General features: G+C 69.5%; 19 protein-coding genes, 2 tRNA genes and 1 pseudogene. 7 read left to right on the top strand and 15 right to left on the bottom strand.

All coding sequences use genetic code 11. The features are described 5' to 3' along the window. Positions 1-54 precede the first annotated feature (54 nt). Complete coding sequence (locus ACQP0U_RS06005) at positions 55-3,177, top strand: hypothetical protein (protein WP_433316492.1); 3,123 nt, start codon at positions 55-57, stop codon at positions 3,175-3,177. A gap of 46 nt (positions 3,178-3,223) precedes the next feature. On the opposite strand, the gene ACQP0U_RS06000 is transcribed toward ACQP0U_RS06005, so the two are convergent. Together ACQP0U_RS06000 and ACQP0U_RS05995 are read right to left on the bottom strand one after the other, a co-directional pair. Beyond that, positions 3,224-3,739 carry a hypothetical protein gene (locus ACQP0U_RS06000; protein ID WP_433316490.1) on the bottom strand — a complete coding sequence of 172 codons (516 nt, stop codon included), beginning with the start codon at positions 3,737-3,739 and terminating at the stop codon, positions 3,224-3,226. 105 nt (positions 3,740-3,844) lie between these two features. Next, positions 3,845-4,078: a BldC family transcriptional regulator gene (locus ACQP0U_RS05995; RefSeq protein ID WP_433316488.1), complete on the bottom strand. Its 234-nt coding sequence runs from the start codon at positions 4,076-4,078 to the stop codon at positions 3,845-3,847. Positions 4,079-4,526: 448 nt separating this feature from the next. On the opposite strand from ACQP0U_RS05995, the gene ACQP0U_RS05990 reads away from it, so the two are divergent. Beyond that, positions 4,527-5,492, top strand: coding sequence for a helix-turn-helix transcriptional regulator (locus ACQP0U_RS05990; RefSeq protein ID WP_433316486.1), 966 nt, complete (start codon positions 4,527-4,529; stop codon positions 5,490-5,492). A 167-nt stretch (positions 5,493-5,659) separates the two neighbouring features. Here the strand turns inward: ACQP0U_RS05990 and ACQP0U_RS05985 are convergent. From ACQP0U_RS05985 to amcA (ACQP0U_RS05960), 6 genes and pseudogenes are all read right to left on the bottom strand, one after another. After that, positions 5,660-5,972, bottom strand: a pseudogene (locus ACQP0U_RS05985) (hypothetical protein); the annotation flags it as partial. Beyond that, on the bottom strand, positions 5,971-6,633 hold the full coding sequence (locus ACQP0U_RS05980; protein WP_433316484.1) for a pentapeptide repeat-containing protein: 663 nt from the start codon (positions 6,631-6,633) through the stop codon (positions 5,971-5,973). The pseudogene ACQP0U_RS05985 and the gene ACQP0U_RS05980, both read right to left, overlap by 2 nt. Before the next feature lie 58 nt (positions 6,634-6,691). Next, positions 6,692-6,874, bottom strand: coding sequence for a multiple cyclophane-containing RiPP AmcA (gene amcA / locus ACQP0U_RS05975; protein ID WP_357558568.1), 183 nt, complete (start codon positions 6,872-6,874; stop codon positions 6,692-6,694). Beyond that, the gene (gene amcB, locus ACQP0U_RS05970; RefSeq protein ID WP_433316482.1) at positions 6,871-8,007 is read right to left on the bottom strand and encodes a cyclophane-forming radical SAM peptide maturase AmcB; all 1,137 of its coding nucleotides are present in this window, start codon (positions 8,005-8,007) and stop codon (positions 6,871-6,873) included. The genes amcA (ACQP0U_RS05975) and amcB overlap by 4 nt, the downstream gene beginning before the upstream one ends. Next, complete coding sequence (locus ACQP0U_RS05965; RefSeq protein ID WP_357127532.1) at positions 8,004-8,351, bottom strand: hypothetical protein; 348 nt, start codon at positions 8,349-8,351, stop codon at positions 8,004-8,006. The genes amcB and ACQP0U_RS05965 overlap by 4 nt, the downstream gene beginning before the upstream one ends. Beyond that, positions 8,348-8,512 carry a multiple cyclophane-containing RiPP AmcA gene (gene amcA / locus ACQP0U_RS05960; RefSeq protein ID WP_327031735.1) on the bottom strand — a complete coding sequence of 55 codons (165 nt, stop codon included), beginning with the start codon at positions 8,510-8,512 and terminating at the stop codon, positions 8,348-8,350. The genes ACQP0U_RS05965 and amcA (ACQP0U_RS05960) overlap by 4 nt, the downstream gene beginning before the upstream one ends. A gap of 370 nt (positions 8,513-8,882) precedes the next feature. Here amcA (ACQP0U_RS05960) and ACQP0U_RS05955 point away from each other — a divergent pair, with 370 nt between their 5' ends. After that, complete coding sequence (locus ACQP0U_RS05955) at positions 8,883-10,109, top strand: helix-turn-helix domain-containing protein (protein ID WP_433316479.1); 1,227 nt, start codon at positions 8,883-8,885, stop codon at positions 10,107-10,109. Between the two features lie 6 nt (positions 10,110-10,115). On the opposite strand, the gene ACQP0U_RS05950 is transcribed toward ACQP0U_RS05955, so the two are convergent. Both ACQP0U_RS05950 and ACQP0U_RS05945 read right to left on the bottom strand, forming a co-directional pair. Then, positions 10,116-10,796, bottom strand: a complete 681-nt coding sequence (locus ACQP0U_RS05950; protein WP_433316477.1) for a YdcF family protein — start codon at positions 10,794-10,796, stop codon at positions 10,116-10,118. Positions 10,797-11,020: 224 nt separating this feature from the next. Further along, a tRNA-Lys gene (locus ACQP0U_RS05945) sits at positions 11,021-11,096 on the bottom strand. 187 nt (positions 11,097-11,283) lie between these two features. Between ACQP0U_RS05945 and ACQP0U_RS05940 the strand changes: the two genes are divergently transcribed. Together ACQP0U_RS05940 and ACQP0U_RS05935 are read left to right on the top strand one after the other, a co-directional pair. After that, complete coding sequence (locus ACQP0U_RS05940; RefSeq protein WP_433316475.1) at positions 11,284-12,543, top strand: Ig-like domain-containing protein; 1,260 nt, start codon at positions 11,284-11,286, stop codon at positions 12,541-12,543. A 244-nt stretch (positions 12,544-12,787) separates the two neighbouring features. After that, positions 12,788-14,077 (top strand): Ig-like domain-containing protein, encoded by a 1,290-nt coding sequence (locus ACQP0U_RS05935; protein ID WP_433316473.1) that lies wholly within the window; start codon positions 12,788-12,790, stop codon positions 14,075-14,077. Between the two features lie 112 nt (positions 14,078-14,189). On the opposite strand, the gene ACQP0U_RS05930 is transcribed toward ACQP0U_RS05935, so the two are convergent. Both ACQP0U_RS05930 and orn read right to left on the bottom strand, forming a co-directional pair. Beyond that, positions 14,190-14,262: transfer RNA gene (locus tag ACQP0U_RS05930), tRNA-His, on the bottom strand. 103 nt (positions 14,263-14,365) lie between these two features. Then, the gene (gene orn, locus ACQP0U_RS05925; protein WP_433316471.1) at positions 14,366-14,962 is read right to left on the bottom strand and encodes an oligoribonuclease; all 597 of its coding nucleotides are present in this window, start codon (positions 14,960-14,962) and stop codon (positions 14,366-14,368) included. 66 nt (positions 14,963-15,028) lie between these two features. On the opposite strand from orn, the gene ACQP0U_RS05920 reads away from it, so the two are divergent. After that, positions 15,029-16,312: a glycosyltransferase 87 family protein gene (locus tag ACQP0U_RS05920; RefSeq protein ID WP_433316470.1), complete on the top strand. Its 1,284-nt coding sequence runs from the start codon at positions 15,029-15,031 to the stop codon at positions 16,310-16,312. Positions 16,313-16,432: 120 nt separating this feature from the next. On the opposite strand, the gene ACQP0U_RS05915 is transcribed toward ACQP0U_RS05920, so the two are convergent. The 3 genes from ACQP0U_RS05915 to ACQP0U_RS05905 form a co-directional block, all read right to left on the bottom strand. Beyond that, positions 16,433-17,452, bottom strand: coding sequence for a hypothetical protein (locus ACQP0U_RS05915; protein ID WP_433320641.1), 1,020 nt, complete (start codon positions 17,450-17,452; stop codon positions 16,433-16,435). Between the two features lie 150 nt (positions 17,453-17,602). Further along, on the bottom strand, positions 17,603-18,337 hold the full coding sequence (locus ACQP0U_RS05910; RefSeq protein WP_433316469.1) for a YcnI family copper-binding membrane protein: 735 nt from the start codon (positions 18,335-18,337) through the stop codon (positions 17,603-17,605). A gap of 17 nt (positions 18,338-18,354) precedes the next feature. Next, positions 18,355-20,022 carry a copper resistance CopC/CopD family protein gene (locus ACQP0U_RS05905; protein WP_433316467.1) on the bottom strand — a complete coding sequence of 556 codons (1,668 nt, stop codon included), beginning with the start codon at positions 20,020-20,022 and terminating at the stop codon, positions 18,355-18,357. Positions 20,023-20,194: 172 nt separating this feature from the next. Here ACQP0U_RS05905 and ACQP0U_RS05900 point away from each other — a divergent pair, with 172 nt between their 5' ends. Then, entirely contained in the window at positions 20,195-20,785 is a 591-nt protein-coding gene (locus ACQP0U_RS05900; protein WP_433316465.1) for a sigma-70 family RNA polymerase sigma factor, read from the top strand. Positions 20,786-20,790 lie beyond the last annotated feature (5 nt).

Raw genomic sequence — 20,790 nt, 5'->3', positions numbered from 1 at the left:
GCGCGCGTCAGCGCGGTTTCAGCGCCCTTTCAGGCCGCTCAATACGTTCGCGGCATGACAACCAAACGTTCCTCGCGCACGAGGCGCGGGACTGCCGTGGTGGCGCTGATCGCGGTCACCACGGCAGGCGTGCTCTTCGGCGAACCCGCGTCGGCCGATCCCGTCCCCGTCCCCGTCCCTCAGGCCGCGCTCACCGACCGGGCCTTCGGTCAGGTCGCCGAGATCCATCTCCAGGGCCCCGCTCGGATCAAGACCGCCGTGCTGTCGGCCGAGTTCGTCCAGTGGCACCGGCTGCACCCGAACACCACTGCCGCACAGGCACAGACCCAGCTCACGGCACGCCAGCAGCTGCTGGACAGCTCACTGACCGCGTTCGACCTCCTGCTGCCCGAGCAGGACCTGCTGCTCAAGTCCGTCGACATCCTGCTCGGCGCGCCCGGCGGTGACACGAGGACCTCGCCGGAGATCACCGGCCTGGTCGGGTCCGTGATCGGCAAGACCGTCGAGCCGTGGGACACCCGCGAGGAGCTCGCCTCCGGCGCGCTGCGGACCGCCCAGTGGCTGCGTGGTCGTGATGACGCTCTCGCCGCGGTGTGGTCCGCGACCCGACAGGCCGGGGCGGCGAGCGCGACGTTCGCCACCGCCTGGAACGCCGTCCTCGGTGCGCCGATCGGCGTGGACATCACCAGCAGCTACGAGGAACTCCGGCAGGATCCCGGACTCTCGCACGTCGACCTCGACGCGATCCTGGCGCTGCAGGGCGACCCGGTGGCGTACGTCGCGGCCGCCAAGCAGCAACTGGCCTCCCTGCACGCCCAACTGCTCGGCCTGAGCCTGGAGATCCGTCTCGAGATCGGCGAGAACAACCAGAAGTGTCCACCCGAGGGGCCGCCGAGCCCCGCGTGCACCGCGGCGGCCAAGAAGGCCGCGGAGGACCGGGACAAGGAGCGGCAGCAGACGATCTCCGACGTCAAAGCCGGGGTGGGCATGGTGTCGACACTCATCGGGTTCGCCGACCCCGACGCCGGCAAGAAGTCAAAGGTGATCGGCGAGGCGGTCCTCACCACGATCAGCGCGATCTCCAAGTACGCGGCCGCGATCACCGGCCGCGGACTGGCCGGCTCGATCTTCAGCACCGCGACGTTGGCGATGACCGGCAACATCTTCGGCGCCGTGATGTCGGTCGTCGGGCTCTTCGGCAGCAGCGGACCATCGCTGGACGCGCAGATCCTTGCCCAGGTCAAAGCGCTGCGCGACGAGGTGCGGGCCCTCGGCGACGAGATGCGCGCCAGCTTCGCGCGGGTCGAGGCCCAGATCAACACGGTGTACGCGAACATGATGGCCCAGTTCGACAAACTGAACGCCGCCATCGCCGGCAACACCGCGCAGATCACCCTCGTGCAGCAGCAGGTCGCCCAGCTCGGCCTGCGACTGGAGGACATCGCCGCCACCGTTCTGGCCGCGATCGGCGACGCCACCCTGCACGACGCCCGCGCCGACATCAACAAGTACGTCGGCTACCTGGAGAACTTCGGTCAACCGATCCCGACGTACAACGAGTTCGTCGGCCCGGAGAACGAGTTCCACCTGACCTCGACGCAGCTGGCCAGCGGCGCGGCCTTCGTGGTGCCCAGGACCGACGCCGACAACCCGGCGATCGACCCGACCACCGTACTGAACAGCTTCGGCGAGGCCCGGTCGATCAACTACCTGGCCCGGGTGGCCAACGGGCGTGACCCCTCGATGGCCGAACCTGCCACGCCGGTCGGCAACCCGAACGTGTGGAACCTCGGCGCGCAGGCGTACTCGATGTTGATGCTGCAGAACCCGACGTACGCCGCCCAGGTCAGCGCCGGCCGCGCGGCGCAGATCGAGGCGGAGGGCACCCGCATCGCCGACCTCGCGGCCAGCTTCGGTCGGCCGGCCAACGGCAACGCCAACGGCCTGATCACCGGGCTGGTCAACGAGTACGTCGCCGCCACCAACGAGCTGTCGACCGCGCTCGCCGCCGTCCGGACCAACGAGGTCCAGGCCCGCTGGGAGCCGGACGCCAACGGCGTACAGGTGAAGACGCTGAAGAACTACGACCTGTTCTGGGACACCGACAAGCCGCTCGCCGCGGCACCGGCGAAGGCCGACGAGGCGACGGTGCCCTCGTGCAGCGGCAGCAGGCAGATCGACCGGCCCAGCAACGTGCGCTACGACCTGATGTCGACCATGGTGCGGGCACTGCACTACGCGTACACGCCGCGCCTCGACGAACCGCCCGCCGGTGTACGGGAGTTGCCCGAGGTCGGCTACTGCTACACGCCGAGCTGGGTCTACACGCGGACGACGGGCTACGGCACCGGAGTGATCCGCCACTACGGCAAGCTGCGGTTGCAGATCCACAGCCGCTTCCGGCTGAACTCCGGCGCGGCCTGGCAGAACTCTCGGACCGCCGACTACACCTGGCCGGACGAGCAGGTCTACCAGGTCGACTGCGAGTTCTTCAACTGCGACAGCGAGACCACGCCCGAGCAGGGCCTGACCCAGAAGTGGCCGTCCGGACGGTACACCTTCGCGAGCGCCGCGACGGCCGTGAACAACACCGCGCTGGACACCACGCTGACGTCGACCCTGCGCGGGTTCCTCCAGGCCAAGCAGAAGTCCATGTACGACCGGGTACGGGACCAGAGCACCCAGGTCAGCGGGCCGGTGCCGACCGCCCTGAAGAAGGTGAACACGGCGGCGCGGCTGCTCCAGGCGTACACCCGGTTGGGTCTGCCCAACGCCCTCGACTCGGACGACGTGCTGTCCGCGAACCTGTTCGGGCAGTACCAGATTCCGGTAAACATGCCGACGGACGCCAAGATCGGAAATGCCTATGCCAGGGCCAGCGGGAACTACGCCCTCTGCGGGGCCCCGCCGTGCTCGCTCGACCCCAGCCGTCCGCTGCGCGACCAGGTCAGCCTCAAGGTGCCCTGCGAACCCGCTGTCGACTCGTCCAACCTGCCCGGTGACCCACTCGGCGACTGTCTCATCACCAGCGCGCGGTCCCGCGCCTACGCGCTGATGCAGCGGTACGAGGTCTGGGCCGACCAGATGACCGCCGGTCTGCACCGCGAGCGGGTGCCGTGGATGAACGACACCCTCATGGGCCTGCGCATCACCACCCGCCTGACCCACGCCAACTGAGTCCAACGCGTTGCCGGCGCCTCCGGGTGCCGGCAACGTTCCCGGTTCAGTGGCGTTCCAGGCCCCGAAGGATCGGTGTGCGGGTGGAGCCCATCCCGAGATGGTCGACCTCACCCGAGATGCCGGCGACCGCACGAACGATGGGCTCGACGTCGACCCCTCGTGCACGCGCCCACTCACACAACTGCCAGATCTCCATGAGGTCGTCGCGCGGATCGTCAGACTGGTCCCGGGCGGAGACGTGCACCAGCCGTCGGCGAAACTCGGCGGTCGCCGACGGCCACTCGCCGGTGAGACCGACGCCCCAGCTGAAGGCTCGATGGGCGCGGAAGATCAGACGGACCTCGTCCCTGGCCGCCTCGTCGCCGGACTCGTAGATGTCGAGCAGAGCGGTCAGGGCCGCCGCGGCCTCGGCTGCCACCCCGGCCTCCTCCGCAGGCGGCGCTGAGGCTGACAGCTTGGCCTGCCAGTCCGGATCCGTCAGGTCCACCGGCCGGTCAGCGATGCCCCGGAGAAGGACGTCGATGATGGCGACGTCCTCCCGAATCGCGGCGAGGGTCATACCGGAGGAATGTATCGCCCCTGGCCGGGTGTAAGGCCGGCACCTGGCCACGCAGCGGCGGCGTCGACCGCAGACGGCCGGCTCCCTGCCGCGCCCGGACGTTCGTCAGTCGCCAGCAACGCCGCACCCGACCACCCCACAGGTGCGGCATCGCCGGTGGACGGGTTCGGCGCTCACAAGCAGCGCTCGAACCTCGGATTCCAGGAAGCGGCGATGCCCGCCGGGCGTCCGGATGCTTCCTATCCTGCCGACCACCGCCCACCTCGTCACGGTCTTGGGATCCACCCGTAACAGCGCGGCGACCTCAAACGGTTTGAGCAGACGATCGTCATCGCCCACAATGCTCTCCTCGTGTTGACGAAACCCCGGTTCGGGTCACCCCTCGGACGATCCGGCCAATGGACAGGATCGGCGCCCGGCGGGGTGCCGCAGCAACCTGGTCAACCCTTGTCGCGTTGAATCGGACACACTCGGCATTAATGGTAAATCGCCACGATTGCATCGACTGTTATTGCGCCCGGACAGAAAACGAATTTCTCAAGGATGTTTGTCGGTGGAACGCATCGGACGGCGGGGCTGCGGCGTGGCGACACGCCCCAACGCCATCCACAGCGCCGAGACGCGATGACACTTCACGTTCTGCCCCTGTCTGGGAATGCGTGGAAGCGCTCTCGCCTGTTGTACGGTGAGCGCCTGATGCCCGTTCGACAGGGCGCGACCCGGTCCAAGGAATTGCCCAAGCAGACAGGACAACTGATGCCAGACTCGCACGCCTGATGAGTCGACCGTGACGAATTCTTTCGAGCTGACGAATACCGACGAGATATCTGAGTTGCTGAAGGCATTCTACGGATCGATGCAACTGACCCCGTCAGGGCGGCAGGACCGCCTTCACCTGAGGCAGGACACCCTCGGACCAGTGGAACTGCACCGTTCCGCCTTCACCATGCACGTGCGGCTGGATGTAGATCCCATGACCGCCCTGCCTTTCGGTACCGTAGTCAACGGCACCGCCGCAATCCGCGGTCGTCGATACGAGACGCAGTTCCTGGCAGGCGATTCGGTCCTGGCCACCCTTCCCGAGCCGTACACCGCCGTCATCGACGATGTCGACATTGACCTCGTACTCATCCCGGTCGGTCTGTTCGCCCTGGAAGTCGACCTCGCTCCGAATCGCCGCGCAACTCCCATTCACTTCACCTCGAACACGCCGCCCACGCAGCAGGCGGCCGACAACTGGCGCGCCGCCTTCCGCTACGTTCGCGCCAGCGTCGTTGGCACGCCAGCAGCGGAGGAACCACTGGTAGCGGGAGCCGCCGCCCGCCTCCTCGTAGCCACAAGCCTGGCGTCGTTTCCCAACAACGCGCTCCGCGACCCGACCCCCGAGAACCGCCGTGACGCACACCCCGGATCATTGCAACGCGCTGTCTCGTTCATCGACGACAACGCCCACCGGGACATCAGCGCGAGCGAGATCGCCGCAGCCTCCTACGTCAACATCCGAGCCCTCCAGGTCGCCTTCCGCCGCCACCTCGACACCACCCCGATGGCATACCTGCGACAGGTTCGGCTCGAGTACGCCCACCGCGAGCTGATCGACGCCGACCCCGACGTGACGAGCGTGGCCCGCATCGCCGCGCGGTGGGGATTCGCCAACCACAGCCGTTTCACCGCCAGCTACCGCGCGGCATTCGGCATCAGACCGTCGTACACGCTCCGCGAACGAAAGTCCTCGACGAACCGATGGATGTGATCGCATCCCGTGACACCCGCAAGGCGTGGAGCTAGCTTCTTCCAACCGAACCGTTGGTCAGCCACAAGTGATCGAGCAGCGCTGGTGGGGCCAGCCCGTCCGACGTCGGCACCCTCTCCCCTGCGCTCGATCTGCCGGACGTCACGGAGGCAGCCGGCTGGGCTGCTCTACCGGGCCGGAACGTTCGGTAGCAGGTCGTCGTCGCGTCCGGTCTGGGGTAGCCCGGCCACAGTGGCGATGGCCTTGACGGCCTCGTCCAGTCCGGTGGTCTCGGGGAGGACGAGTTCGTCGAGCCAGCCCAGGACGTCCTGGGCGGCGTACCAGCCGCTCATCTGCTCGGCGGTGAACTCACCGGCATGCGAGCGGGATGAGGTGCCGGCGCAGGGTCTCGGCCAGGGACACGTCGAGGTAACAGAACACTGCCCGCCCTCGGTGACCGTCCCGTAGGGAGGTCAGCATGCTTCGGTAGCGGCTGGCTTCAGTTGTAGCGGACAGTGAAGCCGAGGGCGGCGACGGTCAGCTGGGTGAGGTCAGGAAGTTGGTCCTCGCCGAGGGTGACGCCGCGCAGGTTGTCCAGCGGCGTCTTGAGGCCCTGGAGTCGGCTGCCCCGCAGGTCGGCGCCGTCGAGCTGGCAGGAGTCCAACTCCAGTCCGGCGAGGTCACATGACCGCAGCGCGATGCGAGGTAGTCGGCAGGAGGACCACGCGCCGTTGGTGAAAGTGCAGTCGGTGAACGCGACCGAGCCGGCTGCGGCGACGCGTTGGAAGGTGGCGTAGTCGAAGCGGCAGCCGTCGAACAGGACGTCCTTGAGGCGCACGTCGGTGAGTCTGGTGCCGGTGAACCGGGAGCCGGTAATGGCGCAACGTTCGATGGTGACGCCGGTCAGGGTCGCGCCGGAGAAGTCGGTGCGGGTGATCTCACAGCCGTAGAGGCTGCCGGCCTCCCAGGTGCTCTCGCTCAGGTCCACGCCGGTGATCAGACTGCTGCGGATGCGGGCGTCCTCCAGGTGCGAGCCGCGCCACTCGGCGCCCTCGGCCAGGGCTTCGGTGAGGCCGCCGTCAAGGTCCGTCGTGATGTCGAGGTCGTCCGGTTCGAGGTCCGGCAGCAGGACCTTCACGTCCCCGATCGTGGTGGTACGCATGTGTCCTCAACCTGTGTGGGCGCGGGGTGAGCACCACCCCGCGCGTCCCGTGGTGGGGCTACTTCTTCTTGTTCCAGTTGTCCCAGCCGGGTCGACTGTCGAACTTACCCTTGTTGTCCCAAGCGGGGCGATTGTCGAACTTCGCCGCGTCGATCGACGCTACCGACCGCTCCGGGTCGACGCCGAGGCGAGCGAGTTGCTCGGGTGCGGCGTTGACGAGGACCGCGAGAGCGTTGGTCATGATGCTTGTCCTTGAGGGGCGAAGTGATCCGCGGCGGCGCAGACGAGGGCCTGTCGGGTGGTCCGGCAGTAGGCGGTTTCATGGGCGGTGAACGTCGCGTGCTCGAAGTAGCGGTTGCCGGCCTGGGCGCCGCGGCAGAAGTCGTAGAAGGCGCAGTGGTCGGCGCAGTCGTTGAGGGCCGCGATGAACTCGGCGACGTAGCCCAGGTCGCCGGCGCGGGCGAGCATGGCGGTGATGGGCTGATGAAGGACGTTGCCGGCGATGAAGTCGCCGTATCGCGGCTCGGTGATGCCGAGCAGCTCCGGTGACAGCAGCACCACCTGCCCATCCCAAGAGACGGTCGGGATCGGCTCGTACGGCGCGTGGTCGACGCGGCCAGCGCGGGTGGCGGCGAGATAGTCGGCCAACCGGTCCACGTCGCGGATCCGCAGCGGGCTGCCGCCAACGCGACGTTCGATAAGGCGCTGCCAGAACCGGTACGCGGCGTCCTCCGACACCGGTGCCCGGTCGGCGCCCTCCTGCTCTTCGATGTTGAAGCCCACCGACTCGCAGCCGGGCAGGCCGGTGAAGAAGTCGATGAGGGCTTCCGCGTGGTCGATGGTTTCCGGGGTGACTACACAGATCACCGAATACCTCAGCCCTGCCTCGGCCAGGGTCTGTATGCCGCGCAGAGTGCGGGCGTCTGTTGACGTGCCGGCCCGGTCGAGGCGGTTGCGGTTCAACGCGCCCGGTCCGTCGATGCTGACCCCGACCTCGAACCCATAAACAGTTAAGAGCTCGCACCATTGCCGGTTGATCAACGTCGCGTTCGTTTGGATCTCGTGACGCACCATCCCCGCGCGCCGAAGCTCCTCGAACGGGGCCAATAAGTCACGGAACAACCCGATGGGAGTGGCGATGGGTTCGCCCCCGTGCCACACGACGCTCACCGGATGACCGCTGTTCTGCTGGGCGATCGACTCGGCGCAAGCCTGCGCGACCGCGCCGCTCATCAGGCGGAGGGATCTCCGATCGGGCAGGTAGCAGTAGGTGCAGTCGAGGTTGCAAAAGCTCGTCGGCTGCACGACCAGGGTGTGGAAGCTGCCGGCGACCGCCGGCTGGCCGGTGACGTTGATGAGGCCGATGCCGTTCACGAGGAGGCCTCTTCGATGCTGGCGGCCGTGGTGGTACTGACGCGGTAGGCGTGGGTGTGGCGGGCGGGCCAGCCGAGGAACCGGTCGAACATGTCGGCGGCGCTGCCCGTGACGCTCGGGTTGAGCCGATGCAGGTCGTCGATCGCATCGTGCAGGCAGCCGGCCAGGTAGAGGAACAGGCTCACCGGCTCTTCCCGGTACTCGGCGAGGAGCGCGAGCTTCGCCGCGCCGCAGGGCCATGGCTGCCCGCACCGGCGGCACAGCCACAGCGGGCGCATCGGCAGATGTTCCACCTCGGCTGGCGCGAGCCCGTTCGCCGCGAGACGGCGCTGCTGCCCGGTCACCGGCGACCGCCCTCGCGGGCCTGCTGCTCGAACAGCCGACGCCACACGAAGGTGAGCAGCGGAGGATCAGCGCGACGCACCTGCCCCTGCGAGGACGTCCACCTGGGCTCGGGGCGCCGGGACTGGCTGGCCATCGCGTTACGCGAGACGTACACCGTCATGCCTCCACCCCCACCAGGAACGATGAGCGGCGGGCTCGCCGGGGGAATGGCGAGCCCGCCGCCGCATCACGGCGGCTGGGAGCAGGCCGCCGATCACCCACCCACGCAGCCCTCATGGCGGTACGCAGGCGGGGAGAACACCGAGACAGTTCGTTCCAGGACGGGCCGAGCCAGCGGCCCAAGCCGTGGTGTGGTGTGCCGCCCATCGATCCCTCCATCTGCAGCTCCCTGTTAGTCATCCCCGACACCGGCATCGACACGCGCCGGTGATCTCGGGTGAACTGAACGTAGGGGCGGTCCGTACGGAGGACCGGGAAAATCCGTACCGGGTCCGGCAGCCTTCAGCGGGCAGGGTGATGGTGTGCGAGGGATGACGGAAGACATGACCATCGGCCAGCGCGTCGCCTTCTACCGGCGTCGACGAGGCCTCTCCCAGGAGGTGCTGGCCGGTCTCGTTGGCAAGACCCAGGAGTGGTTACGCAAGGTCGAGACGAACCGGGCCGACCTCGACCGGCTGTCGGTCATACGCGCGATCGCCAAAGCCCTCGACGTGTCCCTCGGCGACCTGATCGGTGCACCGAGCCTGTTCGAGTGGTCGGACGACTCAGGGCGCGAGACCATCCCGGCCTTGCGGGCCGCGCTTCACGACTATCGTCACCTCGCGCCGACGCTGGCCAGCACGAGAGACGTCGAAGCGCCCGCCCTGCGCGAGATCGAGAACGACGTCACCGAGATCTGGACCGCCTACCAGCACTCGCGATACGGCACCCTCGCCCGCCGGCTGCCCTACCTCATCCACGACTGCCTCACCGCCACCGAGGCGTACGACGGGGACGATGGCCAGCGCGCGCACGCGATGACCGCCTACGCCCACCAGCTCGCCGCGTTGTTCCTCACCAAGCTCGGCGAAGGTGACCTCGCGTGGACCGCAGCCAGCCGAGGGCTGGCCGCCGCCAACGCCAGCCACGACCACGTCGTCATCGGCTCGCTCAGCCGCTCCGCCGCGCACTCGCTGGCGTCCATCGGCGAATATGCGCAGGCTCGTGGCCTCGCAGCCACGGCGGCGCAGTTCCTGGAACCACGGCTCGCCAAACCCACTCCGCAGCTGCTGTCGGTCTACGGCAGCCTGCACCTCGTCTGCGCGCTGGCCGCCGCCCGAGACGACGACCGCGCCTCCGCCGACACCCACATCGCCGAGGCCGATGCCGCCGCAGGGCGGCTCGGCGCCGATGGCAACCACGTCTGGACCGCCTTCGGGCCGACCAACGTGTCGATCCACAAGACGACCGTGGCGATGGAACTCGGCGACGTACAACGCGCCATCGCCATCGGCGCCACACTCGACACCAGCACCGCGCCCGTCGAGCGGCAGGTACGGCATGCCATCGAAACCGCCCGAGCCCTTGCCCGGTGGAACCGCATCGACGACGCGCTCGCGGCGCTCCTGGAGGCCGAGGTCATCGGCCCTGACCAGGTGCGCTACCACCAGCTCTCCCGCGACCTCGTCCGCGACATCCTCACCCGCCCCCGGCCACCCCGACTGGCCGTCGAACTCAGCGACCGGATGGGCGTCCGGTCGGGAGGGCCGCGCTGGTAGCTGGGCTCAAATCAGCCGGCTCGTGTAGCCAGCCGTGACCAGGCGCTCGAACGCCGTCCGCACCTCGTCCGGAATCTCCTGCGGGATCGCGAAACCGCGCTCCGCGTACACCTCGATCCGCTGCGTGTCGCCTACCAGCATGTCCACCACCCGCCGCGGATCGCCGATGCTGGCCACGTAGTCGTCCAGTTCGAGTGGGTTCGACGCGCAGACCACATCGACCTCCGGCCACATCAGCTTGCAGGTGGCGTAGGCCCGACGCTGTTGGTAGGGCCGAGACATGATCAGCACCGACTTCACCGGAATCCGGTGTTCGGTCAGGAGCTGACGGGAGTACTCCAGGTTCTGGGCGGTGTTCGTGGCACGCGGCTCCACGAGAATCGCTTCCGCGGGTACGCCCTGCTCGATGGCGTACTCGCGGTAGTGCACTGCTTCTCCACGCGGGAACCGCTCGACGGTCGTTGGGGCGTTCGCGCCGGTGAACACGATCCTTGGGAACAAGCCCTCGTGAAACAAGCGCGTCGCGATTACGGCCACGCCGAGATCGTGACTGCCCAACCCGATCCCCACATCGCATGGGCGCAACTCGTGGCGCATGTCGTGGTAGCGCCACAGCGTCTCCACATCAGCCCGAATCGCGTCAGGGATCGCCCCGGCAGGTGCCTCTGCATGCCGGTTCATCAGCACCTACCAGGTCCGGTCCGCGCTGGTTCCCTCATGCCGCCAGCGTAGGGCTAGCAGGGCAGCAGGACGCCGCTGACTCCAGCACCACGCCGCTGACCTCCGCAGGACCAGAGGGCTGGCGACGGCCAAAGCATCGTGAAGGGGTATGACGATGAGCGCGGGCGTCACAGAAGCACACGAAGAAGGCCCTGTCCCAGTGTGAAACACCAGGTCAGGGCCTTGATCGTTGGTGCGCCGCCAGGGACTCGAACCCCGAACCCGCGGATTAAGAGTCCGCTGCTCTGCCAGTTGAGCTAGCGGCGCTCGTCGGCAACGGAGAGAACATTAGCACCCCTCCAACACCGGCTCCAATTCGGTTACCCGGGTCCCCCCTTCGGTCGAGCTTTGCCGGCAAAAAGCCCCAAACCGACCACCGCCGCCAAGATCGGGGCGTGGGTTGCGGCGTTGATGCGGCACGATGTCCGCCAGGTACGCGAGAACAGAGGTGGGCATGGCACGGTTCACGCGAGCCGGGGCGGTGGTGGGCGCCCTGACTCTGGCGGCGTCGCTGGCACTGACCGGATGCGGCGACGAGAAGAAGCCGGAATTCGTTGGCGGGGCGTCCACGGACGCGAGCGCCACCCCTGGCTCCGCCGCACCTTCGACGCCGAGCACACCGAGCGGGCCGCCGCTCACGCTGAGCCCGGCCAACGGCACGAAGAACAGGCCGGTGAGCACGGAGATCAGCGCGAAGCTCCCGGACGGCGGGAAGGTGTCCGCTGTCACCCTGACGGCGGACGGCGGCGGCTCGATCCAGGGCAAGCTGCGTACCGATGGTTCGTCCTGGGTGCCGAGCACCCCCCTGAAGTGGGGCACCCGCTACACGGCCACGGTGACGGCGAGCGCGTCGGACGGCACGAGCAGCCAGGGCACCAGCAGCTTCACCACGATGGCCAAGCCGAAGTCGACGATCGGGTCGGGCCTGTACCTCTTCGACGACAAGAGTTACGGGGTGGCCATGCCGGTGGTCACCGAGTTCCACCCGGGCATCCCGAAGAAGGACCGGGCGGCGGTCCAGAAGCGGATGTTCGTCCAGACCGACCCGCCGCAGCCGGGCGCGTGGCACTGGGTCAGCAACGGCACGCAGGCCTACTACCGGGCCCCGGAGTACTGGAAGCCGGGCACCACCCTCACGGTGCGGATCGCCCTGGCGGGCGTGCCGTTGAGCAACGGCAAGTACGGCGACATCGACCGCAAGGCCACCGCCAAGATCGGCCGGTCGTTCGAGATGAAGGTCGACAACGCCAACAAGAAGATGACTGTGTACGAGAACGGCGCGCCGGTACGCACCATCCCGGTGAGCCTGGGCAAGAAGAGCACCCCGTCGTCGAGCGGCACGATGGTCGTGATGGAGAAGAAGGAAGCCACGGTCTTCGACACCCGGGACGACCCGGACCCGGCCAACCGCTACGTGACCGACATCCAGTTCGCCCAGCGGCTCACCTGGGGTGGCGAGTACATCCACGCCGCGCCCTGGTCGGAGCACGTGCAGGGGCGGCAGAACGTCTCGCACGGCTGCGTGAACGTGTCGATGGCGAACGCCAGGTGGTTGTTCGACAGAACCCGGATCGGTGACCCGATCACGATCAAGGGCACCGAGCGCAGGATCGCCGCCGGCAATGGTTGGACGGCGTGGAGCCTGAGCTGGTCGGAGTTCATCAAGGGCAGCGCGTTGCCGGTGCCCAGCGGTGGAGCCGGCCCGGCGGTCTGAGCCGTCCTTACGCCGGCCCTGCCGTTGGCCGGGCCGGCGTACCCTTGCACTCCCGCCACGCGACCGCGGCGCGGCGACCCCCGGACGTCCCGAGATCAAGACGAACCAGGTTCACGAAACGCCGGATAGTAGCAGAATTCGGGCACTATTGATGGCGTGTTTCGGTTCACCCTCCGCAACCGGGACGGGCTCTGGCGCGTCAGTAAGAGACGATGGGGCAGCGACCACGACTGTGAGGGAATTCATGCGAGCTAGCCAGGACCAGCTGATCAGGCCCGGTGGGCGACGCCGTGTGCTCGCGGCGGGGCTCCTCGCCGTGGCGCTGACCTTCACCTCCGCCTGCACCGACGACGGCGGCAAGCCGTCCTCGTGGCACGGCGGCGGCGAGAACCCGGCACCGAAGGCCGCGGCGACGATCAGCGAGCCGGCGGCCGACGCCAAGGACGTGCCGGCGTCCACCGGCATCACCTTCACCGCGAAGGACGCCGTGGAGACCGCGGTCGAGCTGAAGGACGCCGCTGGCAAGACGGTCGAGGGCGCCCTCGCCAAGGACGGCAAGTCGTGGCTGCCGGCCGGCGCGCTGGCGTACGGCACGAGCTACACGGCGACCGTGACCGCCACCGGCGACGACGGGCGTCCGGCCACCGCGACCAGCACCTTCACCACCATGGCCAAGCCGGGCAATCAGGTACGCGTGAGCAGCTTCCTCGGCGACAACCAGGTGGTCGGTGTGGGCATGCCGCTGATCGTGAAGTTCAGCCGGAACATCCCGGAGGACTACCGCGACGACGTGCAGCGCCGGATGACTGTCACCTCGACCCCGGCGCAGGAGGGGATCTGGCACTGGGTCAGCCCCACCGAGATCCGGTACCGGCCGAAGGAGTTCTGGAAGCCCGACAGCAAGGTCTCCTACCGCGTCCAGGCGGGTGGCCTGCCGATGGGTGCGGGTTGGTACGGCCGCGCCGACCTCTCGGTGGACGTCAAGATCGGCGCGGCGGTCGTCATGACCGTGGACAACAAGACCAAGCGGATGACGGTGACCCGCAACGGCTCTGTGATCAAGACCATCCCGGTCAGCCTCGGCAAGAAGAGCACCCCGTCGTCCAGCGGCACCATGGTCGTGATCGAGAAACTGCGCAAGACGGTCTTCGACACGTTCGAGGAGCTGGGCCCGGAGGAGGGCTACCGCACCAAGATTGACTTCGCCCAGCGCCTCACCTGGGGCGGGGAGTTCATCCACGCAGCGCCCTGGTCCGAGGGGCAGCAGGGCACCACGAACGTGTCGCACGGCTGTGTGAACGTGTCGATGGCCAACGGCGACTGGCTCTTCAAGAACACCCAGATCGGCGACCCGATCACGGTCAAGGGCACCGAGCGCAAGCTGCAGAACGGCAACGGCTGGACGGACTGGAACATGAGCTGGGACGAGTACGTCAAGGGCAGCGCCCTGCCGTACGAGCCTCCGGCCGACCCGGACGCCACCACCCCGGCGCCGGACGGGGCGGTCACCCCGTCCCCCACGCCGACCGCCTGACCCATCCGACGAGAGCCCTCTCTGCGGAGGGGGCTCTCGCGTAGGCCCCTGGCTCGCCCCACAACGACTCAGGCCCCCTCCGAAGAGGGGGCCTGAGTCGTGAAGCCAACTGGGTGACTGATGGGAATTGAACCCACGACAACCGGGACCACAACCCGGTGCTCTGCCAACTGAGCTACAGCCACCATGCCGCCGTCGCCCGGTCGATCGCTCCGGGCGGGGTGCGGACCAATAATAGCCACACCAGAGCCGGGCACGTCCAGCGGGTTGCCGGTCAGGCGGCAGCGGTCAGAGTTCGGCGGCGATGGCCTTGGCGGTCTCGACATCCGGGCCGGGCAGCGGAACGAACACTGTGCGCCGGTAGTACTCCAACTCCCGGATGCTCTCCCGGATGTCGGCAAGCGCCCGGTGCGCGAGACCCTTCTGCGGCTGGCCGAAGTACACGCGGGGGTACCAGCGACGGCAGAGTTCCTTGATCGACGACACGTCGATCATCCGGTAGTGCAGGTGCGCGTCGAGGCGGGGCATGTCCCGGGCGATGAAGCCCCGGTCGGTGGCGATCGAGTTGCCGCACAGCGGAGCCGTACGCGGATCCTTCACGAAGGTGCGGACGTACTCCAGGACCAGGTCTTCGGCCTCGGCGAGGGTGACCACCGAGCGGCGGACCTCTTCGGTGAGGCCGGACTTGGCGTGCATGGTCTGGACGATCTCCGGCATCCCCTCCAGTGCCGCCTCGTCGGCGTGGATAACCACGTCGACACCGTCACCCAGCACGTTGAGGTCAGGATCGGTGACCAGTGCCGCAACCTCGATCAGTTTGTCCCTGCCGAGGTCCAACCCAGTCATCTCACAGTCGATCCAGACGAGGAGATCAGCCACCGGCACAGCCTACGCGCAGCCCACGCCCTGCGGCTGCGCGCTCTCGGCGGACCGGCCCGCTAGGGTTTCGGGGTGCCAGCAGAACCCGTCGCACCGCCCGCCGTCACCGAAGACGATCCCGGCGGCCGTACGGTCCGTCGCCTGGTCGGGGTGGTGGCCCTCACCGCCGTGCTGCCAGCGCTCTACCTGCCCGGCCTCGTGCACAACTTCTTCGATCTCAAGATCTACATGTCCGCGATGGACTGGTGGCGCGTCGGGCACCCGCTCTACGACTACGTCCAACCCGACCGGGTGCAGGGCGAGTTGTACTTCACCTACCCGCCGTTCAGCGCGCTGCTGCTGTGGCCGTTCGGCCTGCTGCGGCTCGGCGCCACCGTGGCGATCTTCACGGCGCTGACCGTGCTGGCCGTGGTGCTCACCACCCGGTGGCTGGTGGCCCCGGTGATCGCCCGACACGACCTGCCCCGAACGTTCACCCTGGTCGCCGCCGTCCTGCTGGTGCTGGCGGTGGAGAGCATCCGCGAGACGATCACCTTCGGCCAGATCAACATGCTGCTGGTCGTGCTGATCCTGGCCGATCTGCTGTTCGCGGTACCGCAGGCGCGACGCTGGGCCGGGGTGGGCGTGGGGCTGGCGACGGCGCTCAAGCTATTTCCCGGCATCTTCATCGTGTACCTGCTGGCCACCCGGCGGTGGCGGGCCGCAGCGGTGGCGAGCGCGACGGCGGCGGCGGCAACCCTGCTCGCCGCGGCGATCGCGCCGAGCGACTCGTGGCGGTTCTGGACGCACGAGCTGTGGACCACCGAGCGGGTGGGACGCACCGACATCGTCGGCAACCAGTCGCTGTTCGGCCTCCTCAGCCGGTTCACCGAGCCGGAGAAGCCGGACCGGCTGCTCTGGCTGCTGGTGGTCGCGGTGGTCGCCGTCTACGGGCTGTGGCGGGCCGCCCGCGCGGCGCGGGCCGGTGACCCGTTGACGGGCCTGACGTTGACCGGGTTGGTCGGTTCCCTGGCGAGCCCGATCACCTGGACCCACCACATCTACTGGTTCGTGCCGGCGGTGGTGCTGCTCGCCGACGCGGCGTTGAGCGCCAACCGTCCGGAAGAGGTGGGCCGACGTCGGTGGCTGGCCGGGCTCGCGCTGGGCATCACCGCTGTGATCATCTACGGCGTGGTGACGTTCCAGGCCTGGGGCGCGGGAGCGGTGCACACCCATGACCCGGTGGACTTCGTCCTGCAGAACACCTACGTGCTGATCAGTCTGCTGCTGCTGGCGGCGTTGCCGGTGCGGTCGGGGCTCAGTGCGGAAAATCGCACCAATTGGACAGACCTCCCGAGTAGCCACGTTCGAGGCTAACCTGTCCTCATCTACCTCAAGCGTCGCTCGGGTAGCACCGATCCCCCGGTGAGAGTGGCCCTCCGCGTCGGCAGCGCGGAGGGCCACTCGCCGTTCCACCCGCCGCCACCGGCCGGGCGGTCAACGGTTGGGATCGCCGCCGGCCGGGCCGTCACCCGGCGGAACCGCCACCGGCCGGGCCGTGGACTCGTCCGCGTCGGCCGGCGGCCACGCGAGGCTCAGCGTCACCTCCGGCGGGCGGGGCGGCCGGACCTGGTCGTCCAGGTCGGCGAGGGTGGCCGCGCGTGCGGCACCGATCGCCGACCGGGGCCGTTCCGCGGCTCCGGCGCCGACCGGGGCGAGTTGTCGTACCGGCAACGGCGGGGTCGAGTCGGGTTGCCGGGGGCCCAGGCCACTCAGCGAGGTGACCCCGAGGCGGCCGGCGAGCACCGGCACCTGATCCGGCTCGACCACGAAGATCACCTCGCGCGGGCGCAGCGGCCTCAGCAGGAGCAGCACCCCGCACACCACCAGCAGCACGCCGACGGTCAGCAGACCCCAGGCGGCCGGGCCGGTCCACCCGGCCCGCAACTCCGTGCGCAGATCCAGGGCCAGGTCGGCACCGCCGTCAGGGCGCATCACCACCAGGCTCATCGGTTCGCCGGCGAGGTCGTCAGCACTCCACTCCAGCTCGCCGATCCCCTCGCGTACCCAGAAGGGTCGACCCAGCGGGGTGACCGACCCGGCGGCCGTCGCGACGCCCGGGGTGCCGATGGCCGGACCGGCCGGATCGAGTCGGACCGGCAGCGGACCCCGGGCCAGCGCCACCCGGCGGACCGTGGCGTGCGGCACCGCCTCCAGCCAGCCACGCACCTCGGCGGCGGGCGCCAGCCCGACGAAGGCCGGGCCGCCCGTGGTGCGGGCGTCCAGTCGAAGCCGGGTCTGCGCGGTACGCGCGAAGGGCGCATCCTGCCGCAGCAGTCGATCGAGGTCGGTGACCACCACCGCGTGACCGGGCGTGCGGACCGTTTCGAAGCGGGCGGCGAATGCCCCGCCGGGGTCGGCCTGTCGGGTCACCAGCCACAGACCGCCACCGGCGAACAGCGCCGGAATTCCCACGACCAACAGCAGCACTCCGGCGATCACCCGCACGAACCGCATCCGCACCGTCCCCCTCCGTAGCCAATCACCCGGCCGACCTTACCGACGTACACCGTCTGATCAGGGGATATCCACGGCACGGCCGGCACCGACTCCGGAAAGCGCGCTGGCCCGCCGGGTGATCCGGCGGGCCAGCGGGTGGAGCAGGGGTCAGGCCTTGGCGACCGGCTCCCGGCGGGTACGCGCGAACGCCAGCCCGCCCAGCACCAGGCCGGCCAGACCGGCGACGAGACCGGCCACACCGAGGCCGACCGCGAGCCCGTTGCCGTCGTCGTCGTCATCGTCGTCGGGCGTCGCGACGGCGGCGGTCGGCGCGGCCGAACCCGCCGGCGCGGCCGCTGCGGCCAGGGTGAGCACCGGAGCCGGGTGCTCCGGCTCCTCGGCACCCGGCGCCGGCTCGTCGATCCACCGCGAGATGTTGCCGTCCGAGTAGGTCTGCAGGGTCTTGAAGATCATCGAGTCGACCTTCGGCAGCGGCCCCATCGAGACGGGGAACTCCTGGAACTGGCCCGGCTTCACACCCGCGTCGCCGGAGGCCGTCCAGGTGATCTTGGAAACGGCTTCGGTGAGCTGACTACCGTGCACCTCGATCGGCGGGTCCACCTTGCGCTTCTCAGTGGTGACCGTCCAGCCGGGCACCGGCATCGTCGACACCGAGCCGACCGGGGCGTTCTCCGGCAGCACCACCTCCAGCTTGGTGGTCGAGGCGGTGTCGCTCTCGTTCGGCACCCGGAACGCCACCCGGGCATAGCCGCCCTGGGTCGCCTCCTTTGGGTTCACCGTGACGTGCGCGGACGCCGGTCCGGCGAAGCCGAGCACGGCGGTGGCGGCGGCGGTGAACGCCAGGGCGGCAGCGGCGGTTGCGGTACGCCGGAATCGGGTCATGGGGTTCGCGAACCTCTCTAACGGATGGGCACGGTGGCGGTCACCGTGGCCTGGTCGATGTCGGTGGTGCGGGCAGTGATCTTCAGTTGCCACTCGCCGGCGGTCGGCAGGCTGATGTCGCCGTACGCGTGACTGTCCGTCAGCCGCAGCAACGGCACCTCGATCGGCTCGATCCCGGCCGAGGGCAACGCGACCGTCGCCTTCCACTCCGCGACGAGCAGTGGCTGGTTGGCCTTGTCGTACGCGTACAGGTGCACCGAGTTGTTGCCCCGCTCGGCCGGGCTCACCTCGACCTCCACGGTCAGGAGCGGGCTGGACAGTCTGGTGCTGAAGAAGCCGGACTCGGCCGCGGAGGACGGGCCGGCCGCGGCGGTGCGGGCGGGCGTGGTCTGCACCAGCGTGGCGGACACGGCCAGCACCACCACGGTGACGGCCAACTCCACCAGGACCGCCCGGCGCACGGGTGCCGGGCGTTGCGCCGCGACGCGGCTCCGCACCAACTGCCGGGAGTACGCGGCCACGGCGATGACAATCGCGAACAGGCCTATCTTGGCAAGCAGCAGGCGCCCGTACGTGGTGTCGATGAGCGCTCGCGGGGTGGCCACCTCGATCAGCGCCTGGACGGTGCCGGCCAGCAGCAGCGCCGAGACGGCGAGCGCCGCCCAGCGCGACCAGATCGGCAGGATCGCGCCCAGCTCCCGCTCGTCGGCCTGCCGCAGCAGGAAGACGGCGAGCATGAGCAGACCGCCCAGCCACACCGCCATGCTGCCCAGGTGGACCGCGTCGACCACCACCGAGACCGCCGGCGCCGGGGAGGCCGCCGGATGCCCGGCCAGCGGCCAGGTCAGCAGGGCAGCGCCGCCCAGCACGGCCAGGATGATCGCGTCCGCGCGGCCGGCGGGCCGGGCCAGCAGCGGGCGGAGCAGGAAGACGGACGCCGCCAGCAGGCCGAGTCGGACCAGGTGGGCGGCACCGAAGGCGCTGCCGAAGACAGTGCCGAACCCCTCCCCGGTGACGTCGAAGAGACCACCACCGGCCGTGTAGGGCACCTGCAACCACAGGTCGGCGAGGGTGGCGAAGGCCACCAGGCCGAGGCCGGCCCAGGCCAGCCGGGTCGGCCCCCGCCGGGAGAGCCGCCGTGGCCAGAGCGCGGCGAGCACCAGTGCCGGCCCGACCAGCAGTACCAGGCCCGCGTAGCCGAGGAAGCGGGCCACCTTCACCGCCGTCCCCACCACCGGGTTGGCGCGGCTGTCCGTGCCGGAGTCGACAGGTGGGGTCGAGGGCGCGCCGACCGAGTAGGTGAACGCCCCGGAGACCGGGTGGCTGTCGGCGGAGATCACCCGGAAGCTGACCAGGTAGGTGCCGCGGGCGCCGGCCGGGTCCACCGGGATGCTCACGACACCACCGCTGAACGACGGCTCGCCCCGGTCGGCCCGGGACCCGTCCGGCGCGATGACCCGGATCTTGCCGGGCACCTTGCGGACCGCCTCGCTGAACGTGAGGACGACCTCGGACGGCCCGCTTGGCACGATGGATGCGGCGGCCGGACTGCTGCTCTCCAGCACCGCGTGGGCGCTGGCGGAGGTGGCTGGCGCGATCAACAGGGCGACGACGGTGACCAGGAGGCCGGCGGCTGCGGCCAGCCGGGCGGCCCAGCGGCGGGGGGCGACAGTCATGCCGGCCATGGTCGCCGATGGGTGTCCCCTTCGGCGACCCGAGGGGGGTGGGCGCGTCGGTGGTCGCACGTCATGAACTGGTAGTCGGCCCGGGATGGCGAAAAGTTCCCGACGTGGCGCAGACCATCCAACGGCCGAACGACCCTGACGCTGGGCCGGGTGCCGCGTAACCTGATGTGTCGTGATCCCTGTCCCGCGTGACTCCGGTGCCGCCGGTCCGGCCGCACCTGCCGATGAGGTCGCCCGGGACCCGGCAACCGGGTGGGCGCTGACCGCCCGCGACGGTGATCCCGCAGCCCAGGCGGCGTTCGTCCGGCTGACCCAGGCCGAGGTCTGGCGGTTCGCCGCCGCCCTGGTCGACCCGGACAGCGCCGACGACCTGACCCAGGAGACCTACCTGCGGGCCTTTCGGGCCCTGCCCGGGTTCGAGGGGCGCTCCAGCGCCCGCACCTGGCTGCTCGGCATCGCCCGGCGGACCTGCGCCGACCACCTGCGCACCGTCATCCGACGTCGGCGACTCGACGAGCGCCTGGCGGCTAACGCGTACACCGACCGACCACACCCGGACCCGGCCGGCCAGCTCGGCGCCGCCGACCTGGTACGCCGCCTCGGCCCCGAGCGGCGCTCCGCGTTCGTGCTGACCCAACTGCTCGGCCTGTCGTACGCCGAGGCCGCCGCCGTCGAAGGGGTGCCGGTGGGCACCATCCGTTCCCGGGTCGCCCGGGCCCGTGACGACCTGGTCGAGGCGGTCGGCGACGCCCTGACCGGCTGAACGCG

The sequence above is a fragment of the Micromonospora sp. CA-269861 genome (assembly GCF_050948505.1).
GTDB lineage: Bacteria > Actinomycetota > Actinomycetes > Mycobacteriales > Micromonosporaceae > Micromonospora.
Note: the sequence above shows the minus strand (reverse complement) of the source record. Positions and strands in the feature narration are given on the sequence as shown.